We start from the raw sequence: 23,755 nt of genomic DNA on the forward strand, positions 1-23,755 counted from the left end.
GCTGTTACACCCGGAGAGCAACCTGCGCCGAGATGCCGACTTGCGAAAAATCTTCGACGATACGCAACGAATCCCTTGACCCCGGGGCAGACTTCCGCTTGCATGGTCTCCACCGACCCGGCTTCATCGTGGATCCGGGCGGCGCCCGAAGGGACTTCTTCTATGCGTCTTGCCCCCCGCTCCAGAACAGCACGAAGTCTGACCGCCGCTGCGATCGCCTCCGCGCTGCTCATCGCTGCTCCCGCCGGTGCCGCTCAGGCGCAGTCGGTGAGTGCCGCGACCGAATCCCCCGCCTCGGACACCACGCTGCGCATCGCGACGTCCGGCTTCGTCGACACGTTCAACCCGTTCATCTCGATCTACCTGACGCCGACGAACATCATCCGCTACGTGTACGAGTCGCTCGTGCAGAACGACGCCGAGGACGGTTCCCCCACCAAGGGCCTCGCCGATTCCTGGGAAGCCACCGACGGCGGTCAGACCTGGACCTTCACCCTGCAGGACGACCTGAAGTGGTCGGACGGCGAGCCCATCACCTCGGCCGACGTGAAGTACACCTACGACCAGATGATGACCGTGCCGGCGCTGGCGACGGCGAACGGCAACCTCGTCTCCAACTTCGACTCGGTCGAGACCCCCGACGACAAGACCGTCGTGATCTCCCTCAAGACGCCGCAGGCACCCAACCCCGGTTCCGAGATCCCGATCGTCCCGCAGCACATCTGGGAGGCGGTCGACGACCCGACCACGTTCGCGAACGACTCCGAGGTGGTCGGCTCCGGCCCCTTCGTCCTGGACAGCTACTCGGCCAACCAGTCGATCGTGCTCAAGGCCAACAAGAACTTCTGGCGTGGCGCCCCCAAGATCGACGCGATCCAGTACGTGTACTACACCAACTCGGACGCCCAGGTGCAGGCACTGAAGGCGGGTGACGTCGACCTCGTCTCGGGTCTCACCCCGACGCAGTTCGAGGCGCTCGACGGCGTCGAGGGCGTCACCACCCATTCCGGGATCGGCCGCCGCTATCACTCGATCAGCATCAACCTGGGCCAGCAGACCCGCGAGAACGTGCCCTACGGCACCGGTAACGCGGCGCTGAAGGATATCGAGGTCCGCCAGGCGATCCGCCTCGGCACCGACACGGAGACGCTGCTCGACAAGGTGCTCTCCGGCGAGGGCGTGCAGGCCACCAGCTTCATCCCCGCGTCCTTCCCGAAGTGGCACCTCGCAGACGACGACGAGGTGATCGTCGGGTTCGACCCGGAGGCGGCGAAGGCGAAGCTCGACGACGCAGGCTGGGCGCCCGCTGCCGATGGCATCAGGGAGAAGGACGGACAGCGTCTGAGCCTGCGCCTGCTGACGGACGCCGACGACTCGAACGAGCAGTCCATCGCCGAGTTCTTCGTCCCGTGGATGAAGGACATCGGGATCGAGATCGCCGTCGAGTCGACCGACTCGGACACCATCAGCGCGAAGGCCACGTCGGGCGACTACGACCTGTACTTCAGCGGATGGTCCGTCAACCCCGACCCCGACTACCAGCTCGGCATCAACACCTGCATGAACCTGCCCACGGCGACCGACGGCACCGGCGGCACCACGCAGGACGGCTACTGCAACCCCGAGTTCGACGAGCTGTACGCCCAGCAGCGCTCGGAGACCGACGAGGAGAAGCGCCAGGAGATCGTGCACGACATGCTGGCGCTGAACTACACCGACACGGCACAGGTCGCCACCTGGTACGCCAACTCGCTCGAGGCCTACCGCTCCGACCGCTTCACCGGCTTCACGCTGCAGCCCAAGGACGGCGGCATCATCGCGAACCAGGCCGGCTACTGGGGCTACCTCACGGTGGAGCCCGTCGAGGGCGCGACCGCCAGCGGCACCGGCACGAACACCGGACTCATCATCGGAGGCATCGTGGTGGGAGTGGTCCTCATCGGAGGACTCGTCTTCTTCCTGATCCGTCGTCGCAACATCGCCGACGTCGAATGAGTCCAGCGAGACGCCGCGGGCGGCGGACATCCGTCCCCGCGGCGTCTCCCGGTCCGCTGTAAGGAGACTTCATGTCGAACGCGGTTCCCCCCTCCACATCCGCCATCGCCACCAGCGCCGCCGCCGAGGAGCAGCCGAGAGGCCTCGGTGGCCTCCGCTACTTCCTGGTCAAGCTGGGCGGCGCAGCCATCAGCATGGCGATGGTCATCCTCCTCGGATTCTTCGCCTTCAAGATCCTGCCGGGCGACCCGGTCGCATCGATCGCGCGCGAGCGCGGCATGAGCGCCGAGCAGGTGGCGCAGCTGCGCGAGCAGCTCGGGCTGAACAAGCCCCTGTGGCAGCAGTTCTTCGACTACCTCGGCAACGTCTTCACCCTGAACTTCGGAACGAGCTACGTCTACCGCACCTCGGTCTCCGAACTCATCGGCATGTACTTCTGGAACACGATCCTCCTCACCGGCACCGCGGCGATCATCGCCATCGCCCTCGGCCTGTGGCTCGGCCAGAAGGCCGCGTGGAAGCACGGCTCCACCTTCGACCGCATCGTCTCCGGCACCTCGCTGGTGTTCTGGTCGGTCCCGACGTTCTGGCTCGCCCTGCTGCTGCTGATGATCTTCGGCGGCACGCTGCACTGGTTCCCCACCGGCGGGATGGTCTCCCCCAACCCGCCCACCGATCCCGTCGGCGCCGTCCTCGACGTGATCTCGCACATGGTCCTGCCGGTGATCACGATGGTCGCCGTCGTCTATGCGCAGTACCTGATGGTGATGCGCAGCTCGCTCCTGGAGGAGATGGGCGCCGACTACCTCACGACTGCGCGCGCGAAGGGGCTGCGGGAAGACCTCGTGCGTCGCCGCCATGCCGTCCCCAACGCCCTGCTCCCGACCGTCACGCTCGTCTTCATGCATATCGGCGGGCTGATCGCCGGGGCGGTGACGGTGGAGACCGTGTTCTCGTGGCCCGGTCTGGGCAAGCTCACCTTCGAGGCCATCTCCGGTCCCGACCTCCCGCTCCTGCAGGGCACCTTCGTGGTGTTCTCCACGATCATCATCGTGATGAACCTCGTCGCGGACCTCATCTACCGTCAGCTCGACCCGAGGGTGAGGCGCGCATGAGCACGGCATCCACTTCCATCCGCTCGCCCCGCGCGCTCGCCTGGCACCGTCGTGGTGCGGCATTCGCCGACTTCTGCCGCCAGTTCACGCACCACCGCGCGGGCATGGTCGGTCTGATCTTCCTGATCATCGTCGCGGCGGTGGCCATCCTGGCCCCGGTGATCGCGCCGTCGAGCATGCTCGACGTCACCAAGCTCGTCGACCCGGAGCGGTTCGCCCCACCCTCGTGGCAGCATCCGCTCGGCACTGACCAGCAGGGCCGCGAGATCTGGGTCCGCATGGTGTGGGGGGCGCGCGTCTCGCTTCTGGTCGGACTCGCGGCCACCGCCATGTCGATGGTCATCGGCACACTGGTCGGGCTCTCCGCCGGTCACTTCACCGGGTTCTTCGGCGGCCTGATGATGCGCATCATCGACTTCTTCCTCGTGCTGCCCTCGCTCATCCTCGCGATCGTGCTCTCCTCGGTGCTCAGCCGCGGTGTCTGGACGATCATCATCGCGATCGGACTCACCTCCTGGGCGGGCACGGCGCGCGTGGTCCGGGCGCAGACCCTGTCGATCGAATCGCGCGACTACATCGAGCGCTCTCGTGCCCTCGGCGCCGGTCACTGGCACATCATCATCAAGCACCTCCTCCCCGGCGTGCTGCCTCTTGTGCTCGCCAACACCACACTCACGGTGGGTTCGGCGATCATCTCCGAGTCCACGCTGGCGTTCCTCGGGCTCGGCGACACCACGCTGCAGTCCTGGGGCTCGATCCTGAAGAACGCGATGGACGTGTCCGCGGCGACCAGCGGCTACTGGTGGTACGTGCTCGTGCCCGGTATCGCGATCGTCCTGGTGGTGCTGTCGTTCACCCTGATGGGCCGCGCCGTCGAGAACATCACGAACCCGACGCTGAGGAGCCGATGACATGCCCGATCTGATCTTCGACGACGTCTCGATCACCTACCGCACCGCCGGGCGCGCCGGCCGAGACGAGGTCGCCGCTGTCCGCAACGTCTCGCTCACGCTGCCGACGGGCCAGACGCTCGGCATCGCCGGGGAGTCGGGTTCCGGCAAATCGACCCTGGCGATGAGCGTGCTGCGCCTGCTCCCCCACAACGCACGCCTGAGCGGCCGCGTGCTCCTGGGCGACCAGGACGTCGCCGAGCTCTCCTTCGGCCAGCTGCGCGCGGTGCGCTGGGCGCAGACCTCCATCGTGTTCCAGGGGGCGATGCACTCGCTCAACCCGGTGCGGACCGTGGGCTGGCAGCTGCTCGAGGCCCTGGAGCTGCACGCGTCGGATCGCTGGAAGACCGAGAAGGGCCGCAAGCAGCGCATGGCGGAGCTGCTGGAGGTCGTCGACCTCCCGCAGCAGAAGTCCGAGTCGTACCCGCACGAACTCTCCGGCGGCCAGAAGCAGCGGGTGATGATCGCGATGGCACTGGCGTGCGACCCCGAGGTCATCATCGCCGACGAGCCGACGACCGCTCTCGATGTCATCGTGCAGAAGCAGATCCTCGACATGATCTCGCGGCTCGTCTCCGAGCGCGGCATCTCGATGCTGATGATCAGCCACGACCTGTCGGTCCTCGCGACGGCGTGCCAGCGCATCGCCATCATGCGCGACGGCGAACTCGTCGAGGTCGGTGAGAGCTACGCCGTCTGCACACGTCCGACGCAGGACTACACCCGGCAGCTGGCCGATGCCTTCCCCACCATCGGCGATCCGGCCTCCCGCCTGGCGCCGGTCACCCGACACGGGCAGGGTGCCGAAGAGGTGCCGGACATCGCCCATGGCGACGAGGTGCTGCTGGAGGCCCGCGGGGTCAACGTCACCTATCGCTCGGGCAGCCGACCCGTGCACGCCGTGCGCGACGTCGACCTCACCGTGCGTCGAGGTGAGATCGTCGCCCTGGTCGGCCAATCCGGATCGGGCAAGTCGACGCTCGCCCGGGCGCTCATGGGTCTGCAGCCCGCCGACCCCGGCTCCCGGATCCTGTTCGACGGAGCCGAGATGCCGACGAAAGGCCGCGACCTCGCGCACTTCCGCTCCCAGGTGCAGCTCGTTCTCCAGGACCCATGGGCCGCGCTCAACCCGAAACACAGCGTGTACGAGTCGGTCGCCGAAGGTCTGCGGGTGCAGCGCTTCACGGGCGACGAACGCGCGCGCGTGGCCCAGAGCCTCACGGATGCGGAGATGACGCCGCCGGAGAGGTTCTTCAGCGCCATCCCGCAGGAACTCAGCGGCGGGCAGCGCCAGCGCGTGGTGATCGCCGGAGCCCTCGCCGTGCAACCGCAGATGCTCATCGCCGACGAACCCGTCGCTTCGCTCGACGCCTCGGTGCGGGGAGAGATCCTCGGACTGCTGCTCGACCTGCGCCGACGGCTCGGACTATCCGCGCTCGTCATCACGCACGACCTGGGCCTCGCCTGGAACATCGCCCACAGCGTCGCCGTGATGTACCGCGGGGAGATCGTCGAACGGGGCACGACCGAGGAGGTCCTGTTGAATCCGCAGCACGAGTACACCCGGCATCTGCTCTCCGCCGCACCGCGCATCGAGGAGCAGCCGGCGTGACGACCTCTCCCTACCTCGACTCCGCGCCGCTGCAGCCTGGAGACACGGTGGCGATCGTCTCGCCGTCGGGGCCCGGCAACGAGGAGAACACGCAGCGCGCCGTCGACTACTACGAGTCGTGGGGGCTGCGGGTGCGGGTGGGCGATCACGTGCTCACCCCGCACCCGCGCGCGTCGTACCTCGCCGGTCCCGACGATGTGCGCCGTTCGGATCTCGTCGATGCGTGGATGGACCCGGACGTGGACGCCGTCGTGGCCGCCCGGGGCGGGTACGGGGCACTGCGGCTGCTCGACGGCATCGACTGGGCGGAGATGCGCCGCGGAGCACTGCGGCGCGACGGTCGCCCGAAGCTCCTCACCGGCTCCTCCGACATCACCGCGCTGCACGAGACCGTGCGGGCGCACCTGGACCTGGCGACGCTGTTCTGCCCCATGGCGGGCAACAACGTCTTCCGCGACTCCGAACAGGTCCGCCACGACGTGCAGCGCTGGTTGTTCGAGCCCTGGCGCGGACGCGAGCTGATCGGCCCGAAGACCGAGGTGATGATGCCGGGCCGTGCGGTCGGACGCTTCACCGGCGGCAACCTGAGCCTTCTCGCCGCCGGACTCGGCGCCCCCGAGGCGGCCGTGCCCGCTCCCGGCATCCTGTTCCTCGAGGACATCACCGAGGAGCCCTACCGGCTCGACAGCTTCGTGACGCAGCTGCGGAGGGCGGGGCGGCTCGCGCAGGCGAACGCCATCGTGCTGGGCTCCTGGCACGAATGCGGCGACCTCGAGCTCGTGCACTCCCTCATGCGCGACGAGTTCCAGGATGCGGGTGTGCCCGTGCTGTGGGAGCAGGGCTTCGGACACGACCCGCACGCCCTGACGATCCCCCTCGGCGTCGACGGTGTCCTCGATGCCATGTCGGACGAACCGCGACTCACGGTGGGAGTGCCCGGATGATCGCCGTGCCGACGCTCGATCCCCGCGTCACCTGGTCGGTGCGGGTGATCGACGCCGAGAGCGGCGCCACCCTCGCCGAGCACGAACCGCACGTGCAGTGCGAGACCGCCAGCATCGGCAAGGTCTTCCTCCTGCTCGAAGTCGCGCGCCGACTCGAAGACGGCACACTCGATCCGGATCAGCCGGTCGCCATCCCGGAGGAGCACCGGGTGGAGGACTCCGGCCTGCTTTACCGGATGCGGGGCCAGCGCATCGGCGTGCACGACGCCGCCCTCCTCGTCGGCGCGGTGAGCGACAACCTCGCCACGAACGCCCTCATCCACCTGTGCGGGCTCGAGTCCGTGCGCGCCGTCGCGCCGACCCTCGGGTACACGCAGACCTCGCTGCACGACTACATCCGCAACGAGCGCACCCCCGATTTACCCTGGACACCGTCGTACGGCACCGCGGCGGAGCTGGCCGACCTGATGCGCCGACTCGGTGCCGGCGAAGCCTTCTCCCCCGCCGTGAGCGCACGCGTGCTCGACTGGCTGGCCGCCGACACCGACACGTCCATGGCCGCCGATGCCTTCCTGCTCGACCCGCTCGCCCACGTCGACGCCGAGTACCAGGGCATGGTCCTGCGGCACAAGACCGGCAGCGTCGCATTCGCCCGCGTCGACACCGGCCTGCTCCGCGGTCCCGTCGCCGCCGTCGCCTACGCGGTGGCCGCGAACTGGAAGCAGAGCCCGACCGATCTGCGAGCGCCCGTCATCGACTGCATGAGAGACATCGGAGAACGGATCCGGCTGCATGTCACCGGACTCGCGCGTGACGAGGCGCTCGCATGAGCGTCATCGACACGGAGCTGCCCGCCGACCACGGCGCGGTGTGGTCGGTGCTGGTGAAGGACATCGACTCCGGCGAGGTGCTGCTCGAGCATGCGCCCGAGACGGTGCTCGACACCGCGAGCGTCGGCAAGGTCTTCCTCCTGCATCGGCTGCTCACCGAGGTCGATGCCGGCACGCGGAGCCTGGAGGAGCGCGTGACGCGCCGCCCCGTGGAGTCCATCGACGACTCCGGGCTCTGGTACCTGCTGCAGGCGGCGGAGCTGTCGCTCTACGACGTTGCCGCACTCATCGGCGCGGTCAGCGACAACGCCGCGACGAACACCCTGGGGCGGGTGATCGGTATCCCCGTGGTCCAGGAGCACACGCGCGCCCTGGGCTACACGTCCTCCGCGCTGGACGACATCGTGCGGTGGCCGATCCCGCCCGGCGCGCCGACGACGCTGTCGCATGCGAGCGCCACCGAACTGGTGCGATTCATGACGCGTCTCGCCGACGGGACCGACCTCACCCCGGCATCGGCCGACACCCTCCGACGCTGGCTCGGCGCGGGGATGGACCTGTCGATGGTCGCGTCCGCCTTCGACCTCGACCCCCTCGCACACTGGGGCTTCGACCGCGGCATCTGGCTGCTCAACAAGACCGGCACGATCTCGCGGGTGCGCGCCGATACCGGCATCGTGATGTCGCCGGATCGCCGGATCGCCTATGCGGTGCTGGCGAACTGGGACCGCGGCGCAGACGGGCGGGGGCCGGTGCTGGCCGCGATGCGCAGGATCGGCGAGGGCATCCGCAGCGCGCTCGCCGGGTGAGTTCACAGCTCAGACGGCGCCGGCGCGGGCGAGTCTCTCCCGGACCCGGTCGATGGGCACCGCACGCGCGGTCCGCCCCTCGGGGCCGACGGTCGTCTCGGCGGCGAGCACGGAGTTGATCAGCGCCTCCTCCACGGCATCCATAGTGGCGGCGAACAGCGGGGACAGTACATCGTCGGCCACCGGCCCGCCGAGCGCCGGGTCGTGCACCGAGAACGCGATCGCGTAGTCGCCGCTGCCCTGCGCGTAGTCGGCGCCGACACCCCGCATCGCGAACACGGCGCGGCCTGCCACGCGACCGAGCTGGCGTCCGTCGACGGGCGCATCCGTGGCGACCACGATCATGCACGAGTTGCCGACGGGCTGAGCTGCCGCCTCGGCCAGCAGCTCCTCGGCGGGGAGCGGCACTCCCGCGATCCGTAGCGTCCCGCTGAAGTTGGTCTGCACCAGTGCACCGACCGTGCGCGTCTGTCCCGTGACGTCGACGAGCCGGGATGACGTGCCGATGCCGCCCTTGTAGCCGAGAGCGACCGTCCCCGCACCGGCGCCGACACACCCCTCCGCGACGGGACCGGCGGCCGCCGCCTCCAACGCCTGGACCACCTGCTCCTCGCCGACGGCCCGGCGCCGGATGTCGGAGAGGAAGCCGTCGTTCGTCTCCCCGACGACCGGGTTCAGCGTCGTCGTCCGCGCGTGCTCCGGGGTCGCCAGCAGGTGTCCGAGCAGCGCATCGGCGACGCGGAAGACCGACAGGGTCGATGTGAGGAGGATCGGGGTCTCCAGGGCGGCGAGCTCACGGAGCTGCGTGGCGCCGACGAGCTTGCCGTAGCCGTTGCCGACCGAGAGGTTCGCGGGGAGGCTGCGGCGCTCCCCGGTCAGGGCATCGGGCACGATCGCGGTGACCCCGGTGTGGAGACCGTCGCCGTGCAGCGTGGCGTGCCCGACCCGGACTCCGCCGACATCGGTGATGGCGTTCTGCGCACCGCGCGCGAACGCCCCCGACGAGACACCGAGGTCGGCGAGGCGGGGACGGGCGGAGGCGGTCGACAGCGGTGTCATGCTCCGATTCTTCCAGGGGCGGAGCAGCGGACATCCGCACCGCGCCGGACGACTCCACCGTGTCCAGCCGGCCTTCGGATCGCTCGGTAGACTGGGCGGAACACCCACACTCAGGCACGCTCACACAGTGCCGCATACATCGCTCGAGGAGACCTCCATGCCTGCTTCCGAATCAACTCCCACCGGGATTCCCGACAAGCCCGCACTCGAAGGTCTCGAAGCGAAGTGGGACGCCGCCTGGGCGGAGCAGGGTACCTACCTGTTCGACCGTCTGCGCGCGGCACAGGCCGGCCGTGAGGGCGTGTACTCGATCGACACCCCGCCGCCGACGGCATCCGGCAGCCTGCACATCGGACACGTGTTCTCGTACACGCACACCGACGTCAAGGCGCGGTACGAGCGCATGCGCGGCAAGACCGTGTTCTACCCGATGGGCTGGGACGACAACGGCCTTCCCACCGAGCGCCGGGTGCAGAACTACTACGGCGTGCGGTGCGACCCCTCGCTCCCCTACGACGCCGACTTCACGCCCCCGTTCGAGGGCGGCGACAACAAGTCCAGCCGTGCTGCCGACCAGCAGCCCATCAGCCGCCGCAACTTCATCGAGCTGTGCGAGCGCCTCACGATCGAGGACGAGAAGCAGTTCGAGGCGCTGTTCCGTCAGCTCGGACTGAGCGTGGACTGGACCCAGACCTACCGCACGATCTCGGACGACACGATCCGCCAGAGCCAGCTCGCATTCCTGCGCAACATCGAGCGCGGCGAGGCCTACCAGGCTCTCGCGCCGACCCTGTGGGACATCGACTTCCGCTCCGCCATCGCGCAGGCCGAGCTCGAGGACCGCGACCAGCAGGCCGCGTACCACACCATCGAATTTCCCTTCGCGGACGGGTCCGGATCGATCGCGATCGACACCACGCGTCCCGAGCTGCTGCCGGCGTGCATCGCCCTCGTCACGCACCCCGAGGGGCCGCACAAGCACCTCATCGGGACGAAGGTGAAGACGCCGTTCTTCGGCGCCGAGATCGAGATCCACGGACACCACCTCGCCCAGCCCGACAAGGGCACGGGAGCGGCGATGGTCTGCACCTTCGGTGACGTCACCGACATCGTGTGGTGGCGCGAGCTGCGCACCACCGAGAACGAGCCGCTGCCGAACATGACCACGATCGGCCTCGACGGACGCTTCCTCCCCGAGGCGCCCTCGTCCGTCGAGAACCCGGATGCGATCTCCTGGTACACCGACGAGCTCGCGGGCAAGACCGTCTTCAGCGCGCGCAAGGCCATCGTCGAGAAGCTGCAGGAGACCGGCGACATGACGGCGGTCGGCAAGCCGTTCAATCACGCGGTGAAGTTCTTCGAGAAGGGTGACCGCCCGCTCGAGATCGTGTCGACCCGCCAGTGGTACATCCGCAACGGCGCCCGCGACGGCGAGCTGCGCGACACGCTCATCGCACACGGACAGGAACTTGCCTGGCACCCGGAGTTCATGCGCGTGCGCTACGAGAACTGGGTCGGCGGCCTCACCGGCGACTGGCTGGTGTCGCGCCAGCGGTTCTTCGGAGTGCCGATCCCGCTCTGGTACGCCCTCGACGAGAACGGCGAGCGGGACTACGACCGCGTGCTCACCCCCGACGCGGCGACGCTCCCGATCGACCCGACCACCGATGTTCCCGCCGGATACACCGAAGACCAGCGCGGCGTGGCCGGCGGCTTCGACGCCGAGGCCGACATCCTCGACACCTGGGCGACGTCGTCGCTCACGCCGCAGCTGGCCGGCGGCTGGCAGCGCGACGAGGAGCTCTGGAACCTCACCGCGCCGTTCGACCTGCGCCCGCAGGGCCAGGACATCATCCGCACCTGGCTGTTCTCGACCATGCTGCGCTCGACGCTCGAAGACGACCGGACGCCGTGGCGCAACGCCGCGATCTCCGGCTTCATCGTCGACCCCGACCGCAAGAAGATGTCGAAGTCCAAGGGCAACGTGGTCACCCCGGCCGATGTGCTCGAGGCCCACGGCTCCGACGCGGTGCGCTACTGGGCCGCCTCGAGTCGCCTCGGTATGGATGCCGCGTTCGACCCGCAGAACCCGACGCAGGTGAAGATCGGTCGACGCCTCGCGATCAAGGTGCTCAATGCGGCCAAGTTCGTGCTGTCCTTCCCCGTGCCCGAGGGCGCACAGGTCACGCATGCCCTGGACGCATCGATGCTGACCGCGCTCGACGGAGTGGTGACCGAGGCCACCAAGGCATTCGACCGGTACGACGCGGCGCGCGCGCTGGAGCTGACCGAGGCGTTCTTCTGGACCTTCTGCGACGACTACCTCGAGCTCGTGAAGGAGCGCGCCTACAACCAGGCCGATGTCGGGCAGGCGTCCGCAGCGCTCTCGCTGCGACTGGCCCTGTCGACACTCCTCCGCCTTCTCGCCCCCGTGCTGTCGTTCGCGGCCGAAGAGTCCTGGTCCTGGTTCGAGGAAGGGTCCGTGCACACGGCGGAGTGGCCCACGCCGCTCGGCATCGACGGCGACCCGGCCGTGCTCGCCGCCGCGAGTGAGGCGCTGATCGGCATCCGCCGTGCGAAGACCGAGGCGAAGGCGTCGCAGAAGACTCCGGTCTCACGCGCCGCGATCGCCGCTCCGGCTGCGAAGCTCGAGGCGCTCCGCGCCGCCGCCGACGACCTCCGCGCCGTCGGCCGTATCGCCGAGCTCGAGTTCAGCGAGGCCGAGGAGTTCGCGGTCACCGCGATCGAGCTCGCGCCGGTCGAGGGTTCCTGATGCAGCTCGGCACACGTTGGGCCGCGGGATCCGAGGCACCCGCCTCTGTTCCCGCATCCCTGCGCCCGGCGATCGCCGAGGTGGAAGCGAAGGGTCTCACCGGCCACTGGACCCTCACCTGGCTCGAGGGTCGCGCCATCGCCGAGCTCGACGCCGGCTGGGAGGTCTTCCAGGCCGCCTCGGGCGAGATCGTCGCTCGCCCCTTCGCCGACTGAGTCGGCCCGCGCAGGTCATCTGCTCCGGTCGATGACGAGACCCCCGTGACTCCGCTTCCGCGGATACACGGGGGTCTCTGCGTCTCACCGAGTCCGGTCTCCCATTCCTTCAGAACCGCGGGATGTCGAGTTGCGCGAGCGCGCGGGTCAACGACCGCGGGTCCTGTGTCGGAGTCTGCTGCTGCCGCAACCTGTCGAGAACCTGCCCGCGCCGCTCGGCACGGCGGGCGACGCGGCGCTCCACCCACACGGTGAGCGTGTCGGCCAACCGGAGCAGGCGAACTTCGGTGTGGGTCGGAGCCATCAGCTGAAGCGTGGCGCTGGTCATGATTCCTCCTCCATGTCGGCAGCGGGTGCGGATGTCGGGGTCGACGCGTTCCCCAGGTCGAAGAGCTCGGTCCGCAGCGACACGCGGCGGACGTCGGGGCCGGTCTGACCCCGGTAGCGCTCGATCGAGCGCTCGACGATCGCCTCGAGCTCATCGCGCAGCGCTGATGCCTGCTCCGGAGTGAGGTCGAGGTGTGTGGTCATGATGATGCCGGCGTCGCGCCACGCCTCGGGCACGTCCGCCTGAGAGCGGTTGACGTACGCCATCAGAGTCTCGTGACGCAGGCGGAAGAACTCCGAGTTGACGATCTGCGCGGCGGCGCGGTTGGCGGGCGAGGTCATGTCGTCGGGGCCGGGCACATCGATCCGCCCCTTCGGGCGATCCCACCACCGCTCGCGTGCGGTGCCTCGGCCCTCGACCTCCTCGATGAGATCATGCGCGGCGAGAGCGCGAAGGTGGTAGCTGGTCGATCCGGAAGTCTCCCCCACCAGTGCCGCCAGCGAGCTGGCGGTCTGCGGGCCATGCGCGGCGAGCAGGTCGAAGATCTTCACCCGCAGCGGGTGCGCCAGCGCCTTCAGCGCCCCGGCGTCGAGCGTCCGTACCTGCGTCTCGTTCGTCATGTATGCAAAGATACCGTTGCAAAGGGTTCTTTGCAAGTGTTTGTTTGCAAAGAAATCTTTGCGGCCGCATCGGACGGTGACGCGCCTGCGGGGCGAAGGTTGCTGAGCACAGACCGTCTCGTGGATAGGCTCGGAGGATGACCGACGCCACGAATCCGCTGCTGCAGCCGTCGACCCTCCCCTTCGGACTCCCCGACTACTCCGCGATCCGACCCGAGCACTATCTCCCGGCGTTCCAGGCCGGATTCGAGGAGCAGCTCCGCGAGGTCGCCCGGATCACGATGGTGCGATCGATGCCGACCTTCGAGAACACGATCGAGGCGCTCGAACGCTCGGGCGAACTGCTCGACCGCGTCGCCCACGCCTTCTACACGGTCAGTTCCGCGGATGCGACACCCGAGATCCAGGAGATCGACGAGCAGCTCGCACCCCTCATGGCCGCCCACCAGGACGCGATCACCCTGGACGCCCAGCTGTATTGGCGAGTGCAGCAGGTGTTCGAGCAACGGGACGCTCTCGGCCTCGATGCCGAGCAGCGCTATCTCGTGGAGCGCCACCACCGCGAGATGACGCACGCGGGTGCCGGTCTCGACGACAGCGCCAAGGAACGGCTGACCGCGCTGAATCAGAAGCTGTCGACGCTGACCAACACCTTCGAGCGCAACCTGCTGAACGACACGAACGACCTCGCCGTCGTGTTCGACTCCCCCGCCGAACTCGATGGACTAAGCGCCGGCGAGCTGTCGGCCGCAGCACGTGCGGCGGCGGACCGGGGGCTCGAGGGCAAGCTCCTCATCACGCTGCCGCTGTTCACCGGGCACCCAGCCCTGGCTCAGTTGCGCGTCCGGGAGTCGCGGCGGCGCATCATGGCCGCGTCCCTCGCGCGCGGATCCCGCGACAACGCGAATGACAACCGCCCTGTGCTGCTCGAGATCGCGCGGTTGCGGGCGGAGCGGGCCGCGCTTCTGGGATATGAGTCGCATGCCGCGTACGTCACCGACGACGAGACGGCCGGGACCCCGGATGCCGTCGAGCGGATGCTGCGCCGGCTCGCCACGCCCTCCGCACGTAACGCAAGCGCGGAGCACGCCGCACTGCAGGCGATCGTCGATGAGACCGAAGCGACGCCGTTCTCGGTGGAGGCCCATGACTGGGCGTATTACACCGAACGGGTGCGCACGGCCCGGTACGACATCGACACCAGCGCGCTGCGCCCGTGGTTCGAGGCGGAGCGCGTCCTGCAGGACGGTGTCTTCTTCGCCGCGACGCGGCTGTACGGGGTGACGTTCTCCGAACGTCACGACCTCGCGGCCTACCACCCCGGCGCTCGGGTGTTCGAGGTGCGCAACGACGACGGCACCCCCGTCGGCCTGTACGTCCTCGACCTCTACACGCGCGATTCGAAGCGCGGTGGGGCCTGGATGAACGCGATCGTGAGTCAGTCCCGACTGCGCGGCACCGCGCCCGTCGTCGTCAACAATCTCAACGTGCCACTCCCCGGCGAAGGCGAGCCCACGCTGCTGACCCTCGACGAGGTCACGACCCTGTTCCACGAGTTCGGTCACGCCCTCCACGGACTCTTCGCGACGGTGACCTACCCGCACTTCGCCGGCACGAACGTGTTCCGCGACTTCGTCGAGTTCCCGAGCCAGGTGAACGAGATGTGGATCCTGTGGCCCGAGGTCCTCGACAACTACGCCAGACACCACGAGACCGGCGAACCGCTCGACCCCGCGATCGTCGAGCGTCTTCGCGCGACCGAGACCTTCGATCAGGGCCACGCGACGAGCGAGTATCTGGCCGCCGCCTGGCTGGACCAGGCCTGGCACCGGCTGGGCGTCGACGCGGAGATCGACGACGTCGCCGCGTTCGAGGCCGCCGCCCTCGCCGACATCGGCCTCGACGACCCGGCTGTCCCCACCCGCTACTCATCCACGTACTTCGCGCACGTCTTCTCCGGAGGGTACAGCGCGGGCTACTACTCCTACATCTGGAGCGAGGTGCTCGACGCCGACACCGTCGACTGGTTCCGGGAGAACGGCGGGCTCACGCGCGCCAACGGCGATCGATTCCGCACACGTCTGCTCGGGGTCGGCGGCTCGAAGGACCCCCTGGAGGCGTACCGCGACTTCCGCGGTCGGGATGCCGAGATCGAGCCGCTGCTGAAGCGTCGAGGCCTCGGCGGCTGAGGTGCACGGGTGATCGCCGAGTGGAGGCTGCTGCCCCGGATTCCGTGGACCTGGTCTCACCGTCGTGAGACCCTGAGCGCATGAACGCTTTCCCCGACGCGCCGTTCGGCCCCGCTGACCGCCTCGACCTCGACGCTGTTCCACTCGCGGTGATCCGTCACAAGGCCATCCGCATCGCCGATCTTCCGGACGCGTTCGACGCCGGCTACTCGGCGATCGCGCTCACGTTCGCCGGCGACGTACTGACCCCGACCGGGCCCGCCCTCGCGATCTACTACGGCGACCCGATGGACGTCTTCGACCTCGAGCTCGGCTTCCCCGTGCGGACGGCGCCGGAGACGCCGCTGCCGACGGCGAGCGAAAGCGTCATCGTCGCCTCGACTCTGCCCGCCGGTCCGGCCGTCGCGACCACCGTCTTCGGCTCCTACGACGGGCTCGGTGCCGGATGGGCAGGGCTCGTCGAACGCGCTGGCGCGGAGGGGGAACGCCCCGGTGGCATCTGGATCGAGGTCTACGTGTCCGACCCCGGCACGGCGCCGGCAGAGTTGCGCACCGACCTGATCATGCCGCTGGGCTGATCGAGGTCAGGCGCTCTTGCGCTTGCGCTCCATCACGATGGTGGGCGGCGCGCCCTCGTCGACGGCCGCGCGGGTGACGATGACCTTGGCGACGTCTTCTGCGGAGGGAATCTCGAACATGATCGGGCCGAGGACGTCTTCGAGGATGGCACGGAGCCCTCGGGCGCCGGTCTTGCGTTCGACAGCGAGGTCCGCGATCGAGCGCAGAGCCTCTTCTTCGAACTCGAGCTGGACGCCGTCGATCTCGAACATGCGCTGATACTGCTTCACCAGCGCATTGCGCGGGCCGGTCAGGATGTCGATGAGCGCGGCCTGGTCGAGCGGCGAGACCGAGGTGACGACAGGGAGGCGGCCGATGAACTCGGGGATCAGGCCGAACTTGTGCAGGTCTTCGGGGAGCACCTCGCTGAACAGGTCGAGATCCTTGCCCTTGTCGTGCAGCGGAGCACCGAAGCCGATCCCGTGCTTGCCGACCCGTGCGGACACGATGTCTTCGAGTCCGGCGAACGCTCCCGCGACGATGAACAGCACGTTCGACGTGTCGATCTGCAGGAACTCCTGGTGCGGGTGCTTGCGGCCGCCCTGCGGCGGAACCGACGCGACCGTGCCCTCGATGATCTTCAGCAGCGCTTGCTGCACACCCTCGCCTGACACGTCGCGAGTGATCGACGGGTTCTCGGCCTTGCGGGCGATCTTGTCGACCTCGTCGATGTAGATGATGCCCTGCTCGGCGCGCTTGACGTCGTAGTCGGCGGCCTGGATGAGCTTGAGAAGGATGTTCTCGACATCCTCACCGACGTAACCGGCCTCGGTGAGGGCGGTGGCGTCGGCCACGGCGAAGGGCACGTTGAGACGCTTGGCGAGTGTCTGCGCGAGGTAGGTCTTGCCGCAGCCGGTCGGGCCGATGAGCAGGATGTTGCTCTTCGCGATCTCGACCTCTTCAGCCCGCTGCTCGGCGGTCTGCAGCGTGCCGTGGGCACGGACGCGCTTGTAGTGGTTGTACACGGCGACGGCGAGAGCGCGCTTGGCGGGCTCCTGACCGACGACGTACTCCTCGAGGAACGAGAAGATCTCGCGCGGCTTGGGCAGCTCGAACTCCGCGACACCGTCGCCGGAGGACTCGGCCATGCGCTCTTCGATGATCTCGTTGCAGAGCTCGACGCACTCGTCGCAGATGTACACGCCGGGTCCGGCGATCAGCTGCTGGACCTGCTTCTGACTCTTTCCGCAGAAAGAGCATTTGAACAGGTCAGCGCTTTCACCGATGCGGGCCATGCGCGTCCTCCTATGGGGGATCAGAGATCGTTCTTCGAGCCTAACCGCTGCATACGACACTGGGCCGCATTGGAACGTACTCGGCGTCGGGTCGCGACACGTGAGGGGTCGGGAACCGCCACGTTCCCCGGTTCCGAGGCGACGATTCCCGACCCCTCACGAGATCGGCAGAGGGCTCAGACCATGCTCTTCGTGTGCCAGACCGTCTTCACCTCGGTGAAGGCGCCGATCCGCTCGGGTGAGGCTACGACCTCGCCGGGCGTGAGCACGCGCTTGAGAGTGTCGGCGGCCGCGATCTGCATGTCGACCCAGTCGAGGTCGCCGGCACCGGCCAAGTCCAGGGCGTTCACGTCCTGGTGCGAGGCCAGCCACGGGGCGATCTCCGCGGGCGAACCGGTGAGCACGTTGACGACGCCGCCGGGGACGTCGCTGGTGGCCAGGACCTCGGCGAGACTGATGGCAGAGAGCGGATGCCGCTCGCTGGCGACCACCACGACCGTGTTGCCCGCCACGAGGGCCGGCGCGACGACCGAGACCAAGCCCAGCAGCGCGGAATCCTGGGGCGCGACGATCGCCACGACGCCCGTCGGCTCCGGAACCGAGATGTTGAAGTACGGCCCCGAGACCGGGTTCGCGTTACCCGCCACCTGGGCGTACTTGTCGCACCACCCGGCGTACCAGACCCAGAGGTCGATGGCGTCGTCCACCTGCGTGGCCGCGGCGGAGGACGAGAGCCCCTGCTGCGCGACGATCTCGTCGATGAACTGCGCACGCCGCCCCTCGAGCACCTCGGCCACACGGTAGAGCACCTGACCGCGGTTGTAGGCGGTCGCTCCGGACCAGCCCTTGACCGCAGCGCGCGCAGCCACCACGGCGTCGCGGGCGTCCTTGCGCGAGCCCTTCGCCGCGTTGGCGAGGAACGCGCCCTTGGGCGTGAGCACCTCGTACGTGCGGCCGGACTCGCTGCGCGGGAAAGCCCCGCCGATCGCCAGCTTGTACGTCTTCGGGACGGTCAGACGCTTGCTCATGCTGCGGCTCCCTTGAGGTAGGCGGTGAGACCCTGACGTCCGCCCTCGCGGCCGTACCCGGACTCCTTGTATCCACCGAACGGGCTCGACGGATCGAATCGGTTGAACGTGTTGGCCCAGATGACCCCGGCACGGAGCCGGTCGGCCACCGCGAGGATGCGCGACCCCTTGTCGGACCAGATGCCGGCCGAGAGGCCGTAAGGCGTGTTGTTCGCCTTCGCGACGGCCTCGGCCGGCGTGCGGAAGGTGAGCACCGAGAGCACCGGGCCGAAGACCTCGTCGCGGGCGATGCGGTGAGACGCCTCGACACCGGTGAAGATCGTCGGAGCGAACCAGAAACCCTGCTCGGGGATCGCGCAGTCAGCCGTCCAGCGCTCCGCACCCTCAGCCTCGCCGATGTCGCTCAGCTCGCGGATCCGAGCCAGCTGAGCGGCGGAGTTGATCGCCCCGATGTCGGTGTTCTTGTCGAGCGGGTCGCCGAGGCGCAGCGTCGACAGGCGCGTCTTGAGCCGGTCGACGACCTCGTCGTGGATCGACTCCTGAACCAGCAGGCGGCTCCCCGCGCAGCAGACGTGGCCCTGGTTGAAGAAGATGCCGTTGACGATGCCCTCGACGGCCTGGTCGATCGGAGCGTCATCGAACACGATGTTCGCAGCCTTGCCGCCGAGCTCGAGGGTCACCTTCTTCTTCGTTCCGGCCACCGCGCGTGCGATGTCGCGACCGACACCGGTCGAGCCCGTGAAGGCGACCTTGTCCACATCGGGGTGGCGCACGAGGGTCGACCCCGTGGCACCGGCTCCGGTGACGATGTTCACGACACCGGCCGGAAGATCCGCCTGCTGCAGGATCTCCGCGAAGATCAGTGCCGTGAGCGGCGTGGTCTCGGCGGGCTTGAGGACGACGGTGTTGCCGGCGGCGAGGGCGGGAGCGATTTTCCACGCGAGCATGAGCAGCGGGAAGTTCCACGGGATGATCTGTCCGGCAACGCCGAGAGCCTGGGGGTTCGCGCCGAGTCCGGCGTGATCGAGCTTGTCCGCCCAGCCCGCGTAGTAGAAGAACCAGGAGGCGACGAGCGGCACGTCGACGTCGCGGCTCTCCTTGATCGGCTTCCCGTTGTCGAGGCTCTCCGCGACGGCGAGCTCGCGGGCCCGCTCCTGCACGAGTCGCGCGATGCGGAACAGGTACTTGCCGCGGTCGCGACCGCTCATCCGCGACCAGGTCTTCTCGTAGGCGCGACGCGCCGCCTTGACCGCACGGTCCACGTCTTCGTCGCTCGCGGAGGATATCTCGGCGATGTGCTTCTCGGTCGCCGGGGAGATCGTGTTGAACGATGCGCCAGAGCCGTCGACGAACTCGCCGTCGATGAACAGCCCGTAGCTGCTCTTGAGGTTCAGAACCGCGGTGGACTCCGGTGCCGGAGCGTATTCCAGAAATGACATGTTCGTCTTCCCGTCAGTCGATCGTGACGTAGTCGGGGCCCGAGTAATGGCCGGAGCTGAGCTTCTGACGCTGCAGGAGCACATCGTTGAGAAGGCTGGAGGCGCCGAAACGGAACAGGTGCGGCTGGAGCCACTCCTCCCCCACGGTCTCGGCGACCGTGACGAGGTACTTCACCGCGTCCTTCGACGAGCGGATGCCGCCGGCGGGCTTCACGCCGATCTTCTCGCCCGTGCCACGGTGCCAGTCGCGCACCGTCTCGAGCATCAGCAGAGTGGTCGGCAGGGTCGCGGCCGGCTGCACCTTTCCGGTCGAGGTCTTGATGAAGTCCCCTCCGGCCAGGATGCCGAGCCACGAGGCGCGCTTGATGTTGTCGTACGTGTTCAGCTCACCGGTCTCGAGGATCACCTTGAGGGAGGCGTACGAGCCGTCTTCGCGGCGGCAGGCTTCCTTCACCTGAGCGATCTGGTCGAACACGAGGCCGTAGCGACCGGAGAGGAACGCTCCCCGGTCGATGACCATGTCGATCTCGTCCGCGCCGGCGGCGACCGCCTCGGCGGTGTCGGCGAGCTTGATCGCGAGCGACGCACGGCCGCTCGGGAACGCCGTGGCCACAGCGGCGACCGAGATCAGACCGTCATCGGGGTCGCCGTGCAGGCTGCCGAGGGCGGTGACCGCGTCGTCCACCATGTCGCCGTAGACGCACACCGCTGCGACCCGAGGAGTCGACGCGTCGGCGGCATCCGGGGTCTTCGCCTTGGCGACGAGCGAGCGCACCTTGCCGGGGGTGTCCGCACCCTCGAGCGTCGTGAGGTCGATCAGCTTGATGATGGTGTCGAGCGCCCAGGCCTTCGAGGTGGTCTTGATGGAGCGGGTGCCGAGCCCGGCAGCGCGCTGCTCCAGTCCGACGGCGTCGACGCCGGGGAGCCCGTGCAGGAAGCGACGGAGGGTGGCGTCGTCCGGCTCACCGCCGAGGACATCCACCGCCGTCCTGCGGCTGATTTCTGTGGTCGTCACTGTTCCTCCAACAATGCTCGTGCTGTGGTCTCATCGGTCACCAGGACGCCGCACAGACCGCTGGTCACGACCGTGCGTGCGATGTCGTGCTTGGCGGGGCCGGCGGTGACGAAGATCGCGTGGGCGGCTCCGCGCAGCCGGTCGAGCGATACGCCGACCGTCCGGGCGTCGAGCTGCGAGTCGACGATGTTGCCCTCCGCGTCGACGTAGCGGCCGAGAACGTCGCCGACGGCTCCGCGGCGCGCGAGCTCCTCGACCTCCTCGACAGTGAGGTATCCGTTCTCGACATGGGCGGACGAGGCGTCGCAGGGTCCCGCGGTGAACAGGAACGCCTGTGCCTCGGCTGCCTCTTCGAGAACCGCCGCGACCGTGCGATCGGACTCGATGGCCTGCTTGGTCTCCACGCGTTCGAGTATCGCGGGACTCGGGAGCAGTGAGACCTGGCCGGATGCACGCTGAGCGATCGTGACGGCCAGCCCGGCCGCACCGCCTGAGCGGCGGTTCAGGCTGACGCCGCCGTTGAGCTGCACGACGGTGACGCCGTTGGCCCATCCGTCGGGGAGCGCCTCGGCGACGGCACGGAGCGTGCGGCCCCAGCTCACGCCGAGTGTCCGCGGAACCGGCCGCAGTGCGGTCAGGAAGTCGGCGGCAGCCTGTGCGACGCGTTCGAGCGTCCCGTCATCGCCTTCCGGCGCGGGCACGACGACGGCATCCGTGAGGCCGAACCGCTCCACCAGCATCCGCTCCAGACCGAGCCGGCGGGCGCGCGGGTGCACGATCTCGATGCGCACGATGCCGCGATCCTTGGCCTGCACCAGGAGTCGGCCGACCTTCCAGCGGGAGATCTTGAGGAGTCCACCGATCTCGTCCTGAGTCTTGTCCTCGTCGTAGTAGAGCTCGGCGACGCGAACCATGAGCAGATCGTCTTCCACGGCATCCTCCTTCCTCGTCCAGAGTATGCCGAAATCCGCGTTCGCGCATCCGAATGCTCATATGAGCATGGCCCGCGGAACAAGTGCACATCCGCCGGGGACGAAGAAGGGGCGTCCGTCGTGATGACGGACGCCCCTTCTGGATCGAACGGTCTCAGACGCGCTTGCGCGTGGTGAGCACCTGGTCGACGATGCCGTATTCGAGCGCCTGCGCGGCGGAGAGGATGTTGTCGCGATCGATGTCGCGGTTCACCTGCTCCGGCGTGCGCTTGGTGTGCCCGGCCAGGGTCTCTTCGAGCCAGGTCCGCATGCGGAGGATCTCCGCGGCCTGGATCTCGATGTCGGAAGCCTGGCCGTGACCGGCCTCCCCCATCGCGGGCTGGTGGATGAGCACTCGGGCGTTCGGCAGCGCGAGACGCTTGCCGGGTGCGCCGGCCGCGAGCAGCACGGCCGCGGCGGATGCCGCCTGGCCGAGCACGACGGTCTGGATCTGCGGTGCGACGTACTGCATCGTGTCGTAGATCGCCGTCATCGCGGTGAACGAGCCACCGGGCGAGTTGATGTACATCGTGATGTCGCGCTCGGCATCCTGGCTCTCCAGGACGAGGAGCTGCGCCATGACGTCGTCAGCAGACGCGTCGTCGACCTGCACGCCGAGGAAGATCACGCGGTCCTCGAACAGCTTGTTGTACGGGTCCTGGCGCTTGAAACCGTAGGCCGTGCGCTCCTCGAACTGCGGGAGCACGTAGCGGCTGGAAGGAAGGTCACCGGCTGAGCGGAAGGTGGGTGTGTACATGAGCGTCCTTTCGCTTTCCGTTACTCGGTGTCCTGGTCGGTTCCGCCGCCACCGATGACGTCGGAGGCCGATTCGCGGATGTGGTCGACGAAACCGTACTCGAGCGCTTCCTCGGCGGTGAACCAGCGGTCGCGGTCACCGTCGGCGTTGATCTGCTCGACCGACTTGCCGGTCTGCGCCGCAGTGATCTCGGCGAGGCGGTTCTTCATCGACATGATGAGCTGCGCCTGGGTCTGGATGTCGCTCGACGTACCGCCGAAGCCACCGTGCGGCTGGTGCAGCAGCACCCGGGCGTTGGGCGTGATGTAGCGCTTGCCCTTGGTGCCCGCGGTCAGCAGCAGCTGGCCCATCGATGCGGCCATGCCGATGCCGACCGTGACGATGTCGTTCGGCACGAACTGCATCGTGTCGTAGATCGCCATACCCGCGGTGATCGAGCCACCAGGCGAGTTCACGTAGAGGTAGATGTCTCGCTCGGAGTCCTCTGCGGCGAGAAGAAGGATCTTCGCGCAGATCTCGTTCGCGTTCTCGTCTCGCACCTCCGAGCCGAGCCAGATGATGCGGTCCTTCAGCAACCTGTCGAAGACGCTCGTTGCGAGGAGGGGTTCTGCAGCCATGTCAGCTCCTGATTCCGTGTTTCAGTGATTCGAATCTACCGGCGACGACGCAGCACTCAGGCCGTGTTCGCCGTCGGCATATCAGGTGTCGGTGCCGGCGATCTCGTGGGCGTATGCCGTCATCGAGCGGTGGTACCGCGGGAGGTGCGGCACGAGCGCGAGCAGTGCCACCGAGAGCCCCTGCGCCGGTCGTCCGGCGCTCGCGAGGATGAGGGCATGGACCGTCGCGACGGCGTCGCGATAGGGCCCGTCCGCCGACAGCTCCTCCTCGGCGCGGATCACGGCGAGAGCCTCGTCGTACTCCCCCAGGTTGCGCAGGGAGCTGGCCAGCTGGATCACGCACTGCGGGCGGTGCTCCTCGTCGAGCCCCAGCGCGAGCGCGCGGCGGTACAGCTCCACGGCCTCGGCCGGCTTCCCCGCCGAGTCCCGCGCGCCGGCTCGTTCGAACTCCGCGCGTGCATCGTCCGCCCCGCGCTCGGCGGCCAGGGCATCGATCCGCGCGATCGTGTCGTCGCCGACCTCTTCGCCCGACGCATCCGTCCAGACCTCGTCGATGCGCTCATCCCATGTCTTCATCACTGCTCTCCCTCGGATGGAAAAGAGGGCGGATGCCGCAGCACCCGCCCTCTTCACTGG

General features: G+C 68.4%; 22 protein-coding genes. 11 read left to right on the plus strand and 11 right to left on the minus strand.

Annotated features, from left to right (window positions below; translation table 11 throughout):
* Window positions 1–162: 162 nt before the first annotated feature.
* The 7 genes from ACWGO6_RS12250 (at window position 163) to ACWGO6_RS12280 (ending at window position 8,255) form a co-directional block, all read left to right on the plus strand.
* The gene (locus tag ACWGO6_RS12250; protein WP_136042109.1) at window positions 163–1,995 is read left to right on the plus strand and encodes an ABC transporter substrate-binding protein; all 1,833 of its coding nucleotides are present in this window, start codon (window positions 163–165) and stop codon (window positions 1,993–1,995) included.
* Between the two features lie 71 nt (window positions 1,996–2,066).
* On the plus strand, window positions 2,067–3,110 hold the full coding sequence (locus tag ACWGO6_RS12255; RefSeq protein WP_136042110.1) for an ABC transporter permease: 1,044 nt from the start codon (window positions 2,067–2,069) through the stop codon (window positions 3,108–3,110).
* Window positions 3,107–4,021, plus strand: a complete 915-nt coding sequence (locus ACWGO6_RS12260; protein WP_136042111.1) for an ABC transporter permease — start codon at window positions 3,107–3,109, stop codon at window positions 4,019–4,021. Before ACWGO6_RS12255 ends, ACWGO6_RS12260 begins: the two co-directional genes overlap by 4 nt.
* A 1-nt stretch (window position 4,022) precedes the next feature.
* Window positions 4,023–5,672: an ATP-binding cassette domain-containing protein gene (locus ACWGO6_RS12265; RefSeq protein WP_452326841.1), complete on the plus strand. Its 1,650-nt coding sequence runs from the start codon at window positions 4,023–4,025 to the stop codon at window positions 5,670–5,672.
* The gene (locus ACWGO6_RS12270) at window positions 5,669–6,616 is read left to right on the plus strand and encodes a S66 peptidase family protein (RefSeq protein WP_452326842.1); all 948 of its coding nucleotides are present in this window, start codon (window positions 5,669–5,671) and stop codon (window positions 6,614–6,616) included. The genes ACWGO6_RS12265 and ACWGO6_RS12270 overlap by 4 nt, the downstream gene beginning before the upstream one ends.
* Window positions 6,613–7,446 carry a serine hydrolase gene (locus tag ACWGO6_RS12275; RefSeq protein WP_452326843.1) on the plus strand — a complete coding sequence of 278 codons (834 nt, stop codon included), beginning with the start codon at window positions 6,613–6,615 and terminating at the stop codon, window positions 7,444–7,446. The genes ACWGO6_RS12270 and ACWGO6_RS12275 overlap by 4 nt, the downstream gene beginning before the upstream one ends.
* Complete coding sequence (locus ACWGO6_RS12280; RefSeq protein WP_452326844.1) at window positions 7,443–8,255, plus strand: serine hydrolase; 813 nt, start codon at window positions 7,443–7,445, stop codon at window positions 8,253–8,255. Before ACWGO6_RS12275 ends, ACWGO6_RS12280 begins: the two co-directional genes overlap by 4 nt.
* A 9-nt stretch (window positions 8,256–8,264) precedes the next feature.
* Here the strand turns inward: ACWGO6_RS12280 and ACWGO6_RS12285 are convergent, their stop codons facing one another.
* The gene (locus ACWGO6_RS12285; protein WP_452326845.1) at window positions 8,265–9,314 is read right to left on the minus strand and encodes a P1 family peptidase; all 1,050 of its coding nucleotides are present in this window, start codon (window positions 9,312–9,314) and stop codon (window positions 8,265–8,267) included.
* 157 nt (window positions 9,315–9,471) lie between these two features.
* Between ACWGO6_RS12285 and valS the strand changes: the two genes are divergently transcribed.
* Together valS and ACWGO6_RS12295 are read left to right on the plus strand one after the other, a co-directional pair.
* Window positions 9,472–12,087: a valine--tRNA ligase gene (gene valS, locus ACWGO6_RS12290; RefSeq protein ID WP_136042117.1), complete on the plus strand. Its 2,616-nt coding sequence runs from the start codon at window positions 9,472–9,474 to the stop codon at window positions 12,085–12,087.
* Window positions 12,087–12,302: a hypothetical protein gene (locus ACWGO6_RS12295; RefSeq protein ID WP_136042118.1), complete on the plus strand. Its 216-nt coding sequence runs from the start codon at window positions 12,087–12,089 to the stop codon at window positions 12,300–12,302. The genes valS and ACWGO6_RS12295 overlap by 1 nt, the downstream gene beginning before the upstream one ends.
* A gap of 109 nt (window positions 12,303–12,411) precedes the next feature.
* On the opposite strand, the gene ACWGO6_RS12300 is transcribed toward ACWGO6_RS12295, so the two are convergent.
* Window positions 12,412–12,630, minus strand: a complete 219-nt coding sequence (locus tag ACWGO6_RS12300; RefSeq protein ID WP_136042119.1) for a hypothetical protein — start codon at window positions 12,628–12,630, stop codon at window positions 12,412–12,414.
* Window positions 12,627–13,250: an ArsR/SmtB family transcription factor gene (locus ACWGO6_RS12305; RefSeq protein WP_452326846.1), complete on the minus strand. Its 624-nt coding sequence runs from the start codon at window positions 13,248–13,250 to the stop codon at window positions 12,627–12,629. Before ACWGO6_RS12305 ends, ACWGO6_RS12300 begins: the two co-directional genes overlap by 4 nt.
* Window positions 13,251–13,387: 137 nt before the next feature.
* Here ACWGO6_RS12305 and ACWGO6_RS12310 point away from each other — a divergent pair, with 137 nt between their 5' ends.
* Both ACWGO6_RS12310 and ACWGO6_RS12315 read left to right on the plus strand, forming a co-directional pair.
* Entirely contained in the window at window positions 13,388–15,439 is a 2,052-nt protein-coding gene (locus ACWGO6_RS12310) for a M3 family metallopeptidase (RefSeq protein WP_452326847.1), read from the plus strand.
* An 80-nt stretch (window positions 15,440–15,519) separates the two neighbouring features.
* The gene (locus tag ACWGO6_RS12315) at window positions 15,520–16,017 is read left to right on the plus strand and encodes a GyrI-like domain-containing protein (RefSeq protein ID WP_136042122.1); all 498 of its coding nucleotides are present in this window, start codon (window positions 15,520–15,522) and stop codon (window positions 16,015–16,017) included.
* A 6-nt stretch (window positions 16,018–16,023) separates the two neighbouring features.
* Here the strand turns inward: ACWGO6_RS12315 and clpX are convergent, their stop codons facing one another.
* From clpX to ACWGO6_RS12355, 8 genes are all read right to left on the minus strand, one after another.
* Window positions 16,024–17,292, minus strand: coding sequence for an ATP-dependent Clp protease ATP-binding subunit ClpX (gene clpX / locus ACWGO6_RS12320; protein WP_136042123.1), 1,269 nt, complete (start codon window positions 17,290–17,292; stop codon window positions 16,024–16,026).
* A gap of 176 nt (window positions 17,293–17,468) precedes the next feature.
* A complete protein-coding gene (locus tag ACWGO6_RS12325; protein ID WP_136042124.1) occupies window positions 17,469–18,320 on the minus strand; it encodes an aldehyde dehydrogenase family protein in 852 nt (283 codons plus the stop codon).
* Window positions 18,317–19,759, minus strand: a complete 1,443-nt coding sequence (locus ACWGO6_RS12330; RefSeq protein WP_136042125.1) for an aldehyde dehydrogenase family protein — start codon at window positions 19,757–19,759, stop codon at window positions 18,317–18,319. Before ACWGO6_RS12330 ends, ACWGO6_RS12325 begins: the two co-directional genes overlap by 4 nt.
* Window positions 19,760–19,772: 13 nt before the next feature.
* Window positions 19,773–20,741, minus strand: coding sequence for a deoxyribose-phosphate aldolase (gene deoC, locus ACWGO6_RS12335; protein ID WP_446724545.1), 969 nt, complete (start codon window positions 20,739–20,741; stop codon window positions 19,773–19,775).
* Between the two features lie 29 nt (window positions 20,742–20,770).
* A complete protein-coding gene (locus ACWGO6_RS12340; protein WP_240745082.1) occupies window positions 20,771–21,706 on the minus strand; it encodes a sugar-binding transcriptional regulator in 936 nt (311 codons plus the stop codon).
* Window positions 21,707–21,860: 154 nt separating this feature from the next.
* Window positions 21,861–22,502, minus strand: coding sequence for an ATP-dependent Clp protease proteolytic subunit (locus tag ACWGO6_RS12345; RefSeq protein ID WP_021201511.1), 642 nt, complete (start codon window positions 22,500–22,502; stop codon window positions 21,861–21,863).
* A 20-nt stretch (window positions 22,503–22,522) separates the two neighbouring features.
* Entirely contained in the window at window positions 22,523–23,119 is a 597-nt protein-coding gene (locus ACWGO6_RS12350; protein ID WP_017830295.1) for an ATP-dependent Clp protease proteolytic subunit, read from the minus strand.
* Window positions 23,120–23,200: 81 nt separating this feature from the next.
* Complete coding sequence (locus ACWGO6_RS12355; RefSeq protein ID WP_136042127.1) at window positions 23,201–23,695, minus strand: tetratricopeptide repeat protein; 495 nt, start codon at window positions 23,693–23,695, stop codon at window positions 23,201–23,203.
* Window positions 23,696–23,755: the final 60 nt, after the last annotated feature.

This window comes from Microbacterium sp. NPDC055665, from assembly GCF_053618035.1.

Excerpts from the sequence above, each read along its gene's own strand:
- ACWGO6_RS12250 (WP_136042109.1), top strand. The coding sequence starts at position 163 with ATGCGTCTTGCCCCCCGCTCCAGAACAGCACGAAGTCTGACCGCCGCT.
- ACWGO6_RS12255 (WP_136042110.1), top strand. The coding sequence starts at position 2,067 with ATGTCGAACGCGGTTCCCCCCTCCACATCCGCCATCGCCACCAGCGCC.
- ACWGO6_RS12260 (WP_136042111.1), top strand. The coding sequence starts at position 3,107 with ATGAGCACGGCATCCACTTCCATCCGCTCGCCCCGCGCGCTCGCCTGG.
- ACWGO6_RS12265 (WP_452326841.1), top strand. The coding sequence starts at position 4,023 with ATGCCCGATCTGATCTTCGACGACGTCTCGATCACCTACCGCACCGCC.
- ACWGO6_RS12275 (WP_452326843.1), top strand. The coding sequence starts at position 6,613 with ATGATCGCCGTGCCGACGCTCGATCCCCGCGTCACCTGGTCGGTGCGG.
- ACWGO6_RS12280 (WP_452326844.1), top strand. The coding sequence starts at position 7,443 with ATGAGCGTCATCGACACGGAGCTGCCCGCCGACCACGGCGCGGTGTGG.
- ACWGO6_RS12285 (WP_452326845.1), bottom strand. The coding sequence starts at position 9,314 with ATGACACCGCTGTCGACCGCCTCCGCCCGTCCCCGCCTCGCCGACCTC.
- valS (WP_136042117.1), top strand. The coding sequence starts at position 9,472 with ATGCCTGCTTCCGAATCAACTCCCACCGGGATTCCCGACAAGCCCGCA.
- ACWGO6_RS12295 (WP_136042118.1), top strand. The coding sequence starts at position 12,087 with ATGCAGCTCGGCACACGTTGGGCCGCGGGATCCGAGGCACCCGCCTCT.
- ACWGO6_RS12300 (WP_136042119.1), bottom strand. The coding sequence starts at position 12,630 with ATGACCAGCGCCACGCTTCAGCTGATGGCTCCGACCCACACCGAAGTT.
- ACWGO6_RS12305 (WP_452326846.1), bottom strand. The coding sequence starts at position 13,250 with ATGACGAACGAGACGCAGGTACGGACGCTCGACGCCGGGGCGCTGAAG.
- ACWGO6_RS12310 (WP_452326847.1), top strand. The coding sequence starts at position 13,388 with ATGACCGACGCCACGAATCCGCTGCTGCAGCCGTCGACCCTCCCCTTC.
- ACWGO6_RS12315 (WP_136042122.1), top strand. The coding sequence starts at position 15,520 with ATGAACGCTTTCCCCGACGCGCCGTTCGGCCCCGCTGACCGCCTCGAC.
- clpX (WP_136042123.1), bottom strand. The coding sequence starts at position 17,292 with ATGGCCCGCATCGGTGAAAGCGCTGACCTGTTCAAATGCTCTTTCTGC.
- ACWGO6_RS12325 (WP_136042124.1), bottom strand. The coding sequence starts at position 18,320 with ATGAGCAAGCGTCTGACCGTCCCGAAGACGTACAAGCTGGCGATCGGC.
- ACWGO6_RS12330 (WP_136042125.1), bottom strand. The coding sequence starts at position 19,759 with ATGTCATTTCTGGAATACGCTCCGGCACCGGAGTCCACCGCGGTTCTG.
- ACWGO6_RS12345 (WP_021201511.1), bottom strand. The coding sequence starts at position 22,502 with ATGTACACACCCACCTTCCGCTCAGCCGGTGACCTTCCTTCCAGCCGC.
- ACWGO6_RS12350 (WP_017830295.1), bottom strand. The coding sequence starts at position 23,119 with ATGGCTGCAGAACCCCTCCTCGCAACGAGCGTCTTCGACAGGTTGCTG.
- ACWGO6_RS12355 (WP_136042127.1), bottom strand. The coding sequence starts at position 23,695 with ATGAAGACATGGGATGAGCGCATCGACGAGGTCTGGACGGATGCGTCG.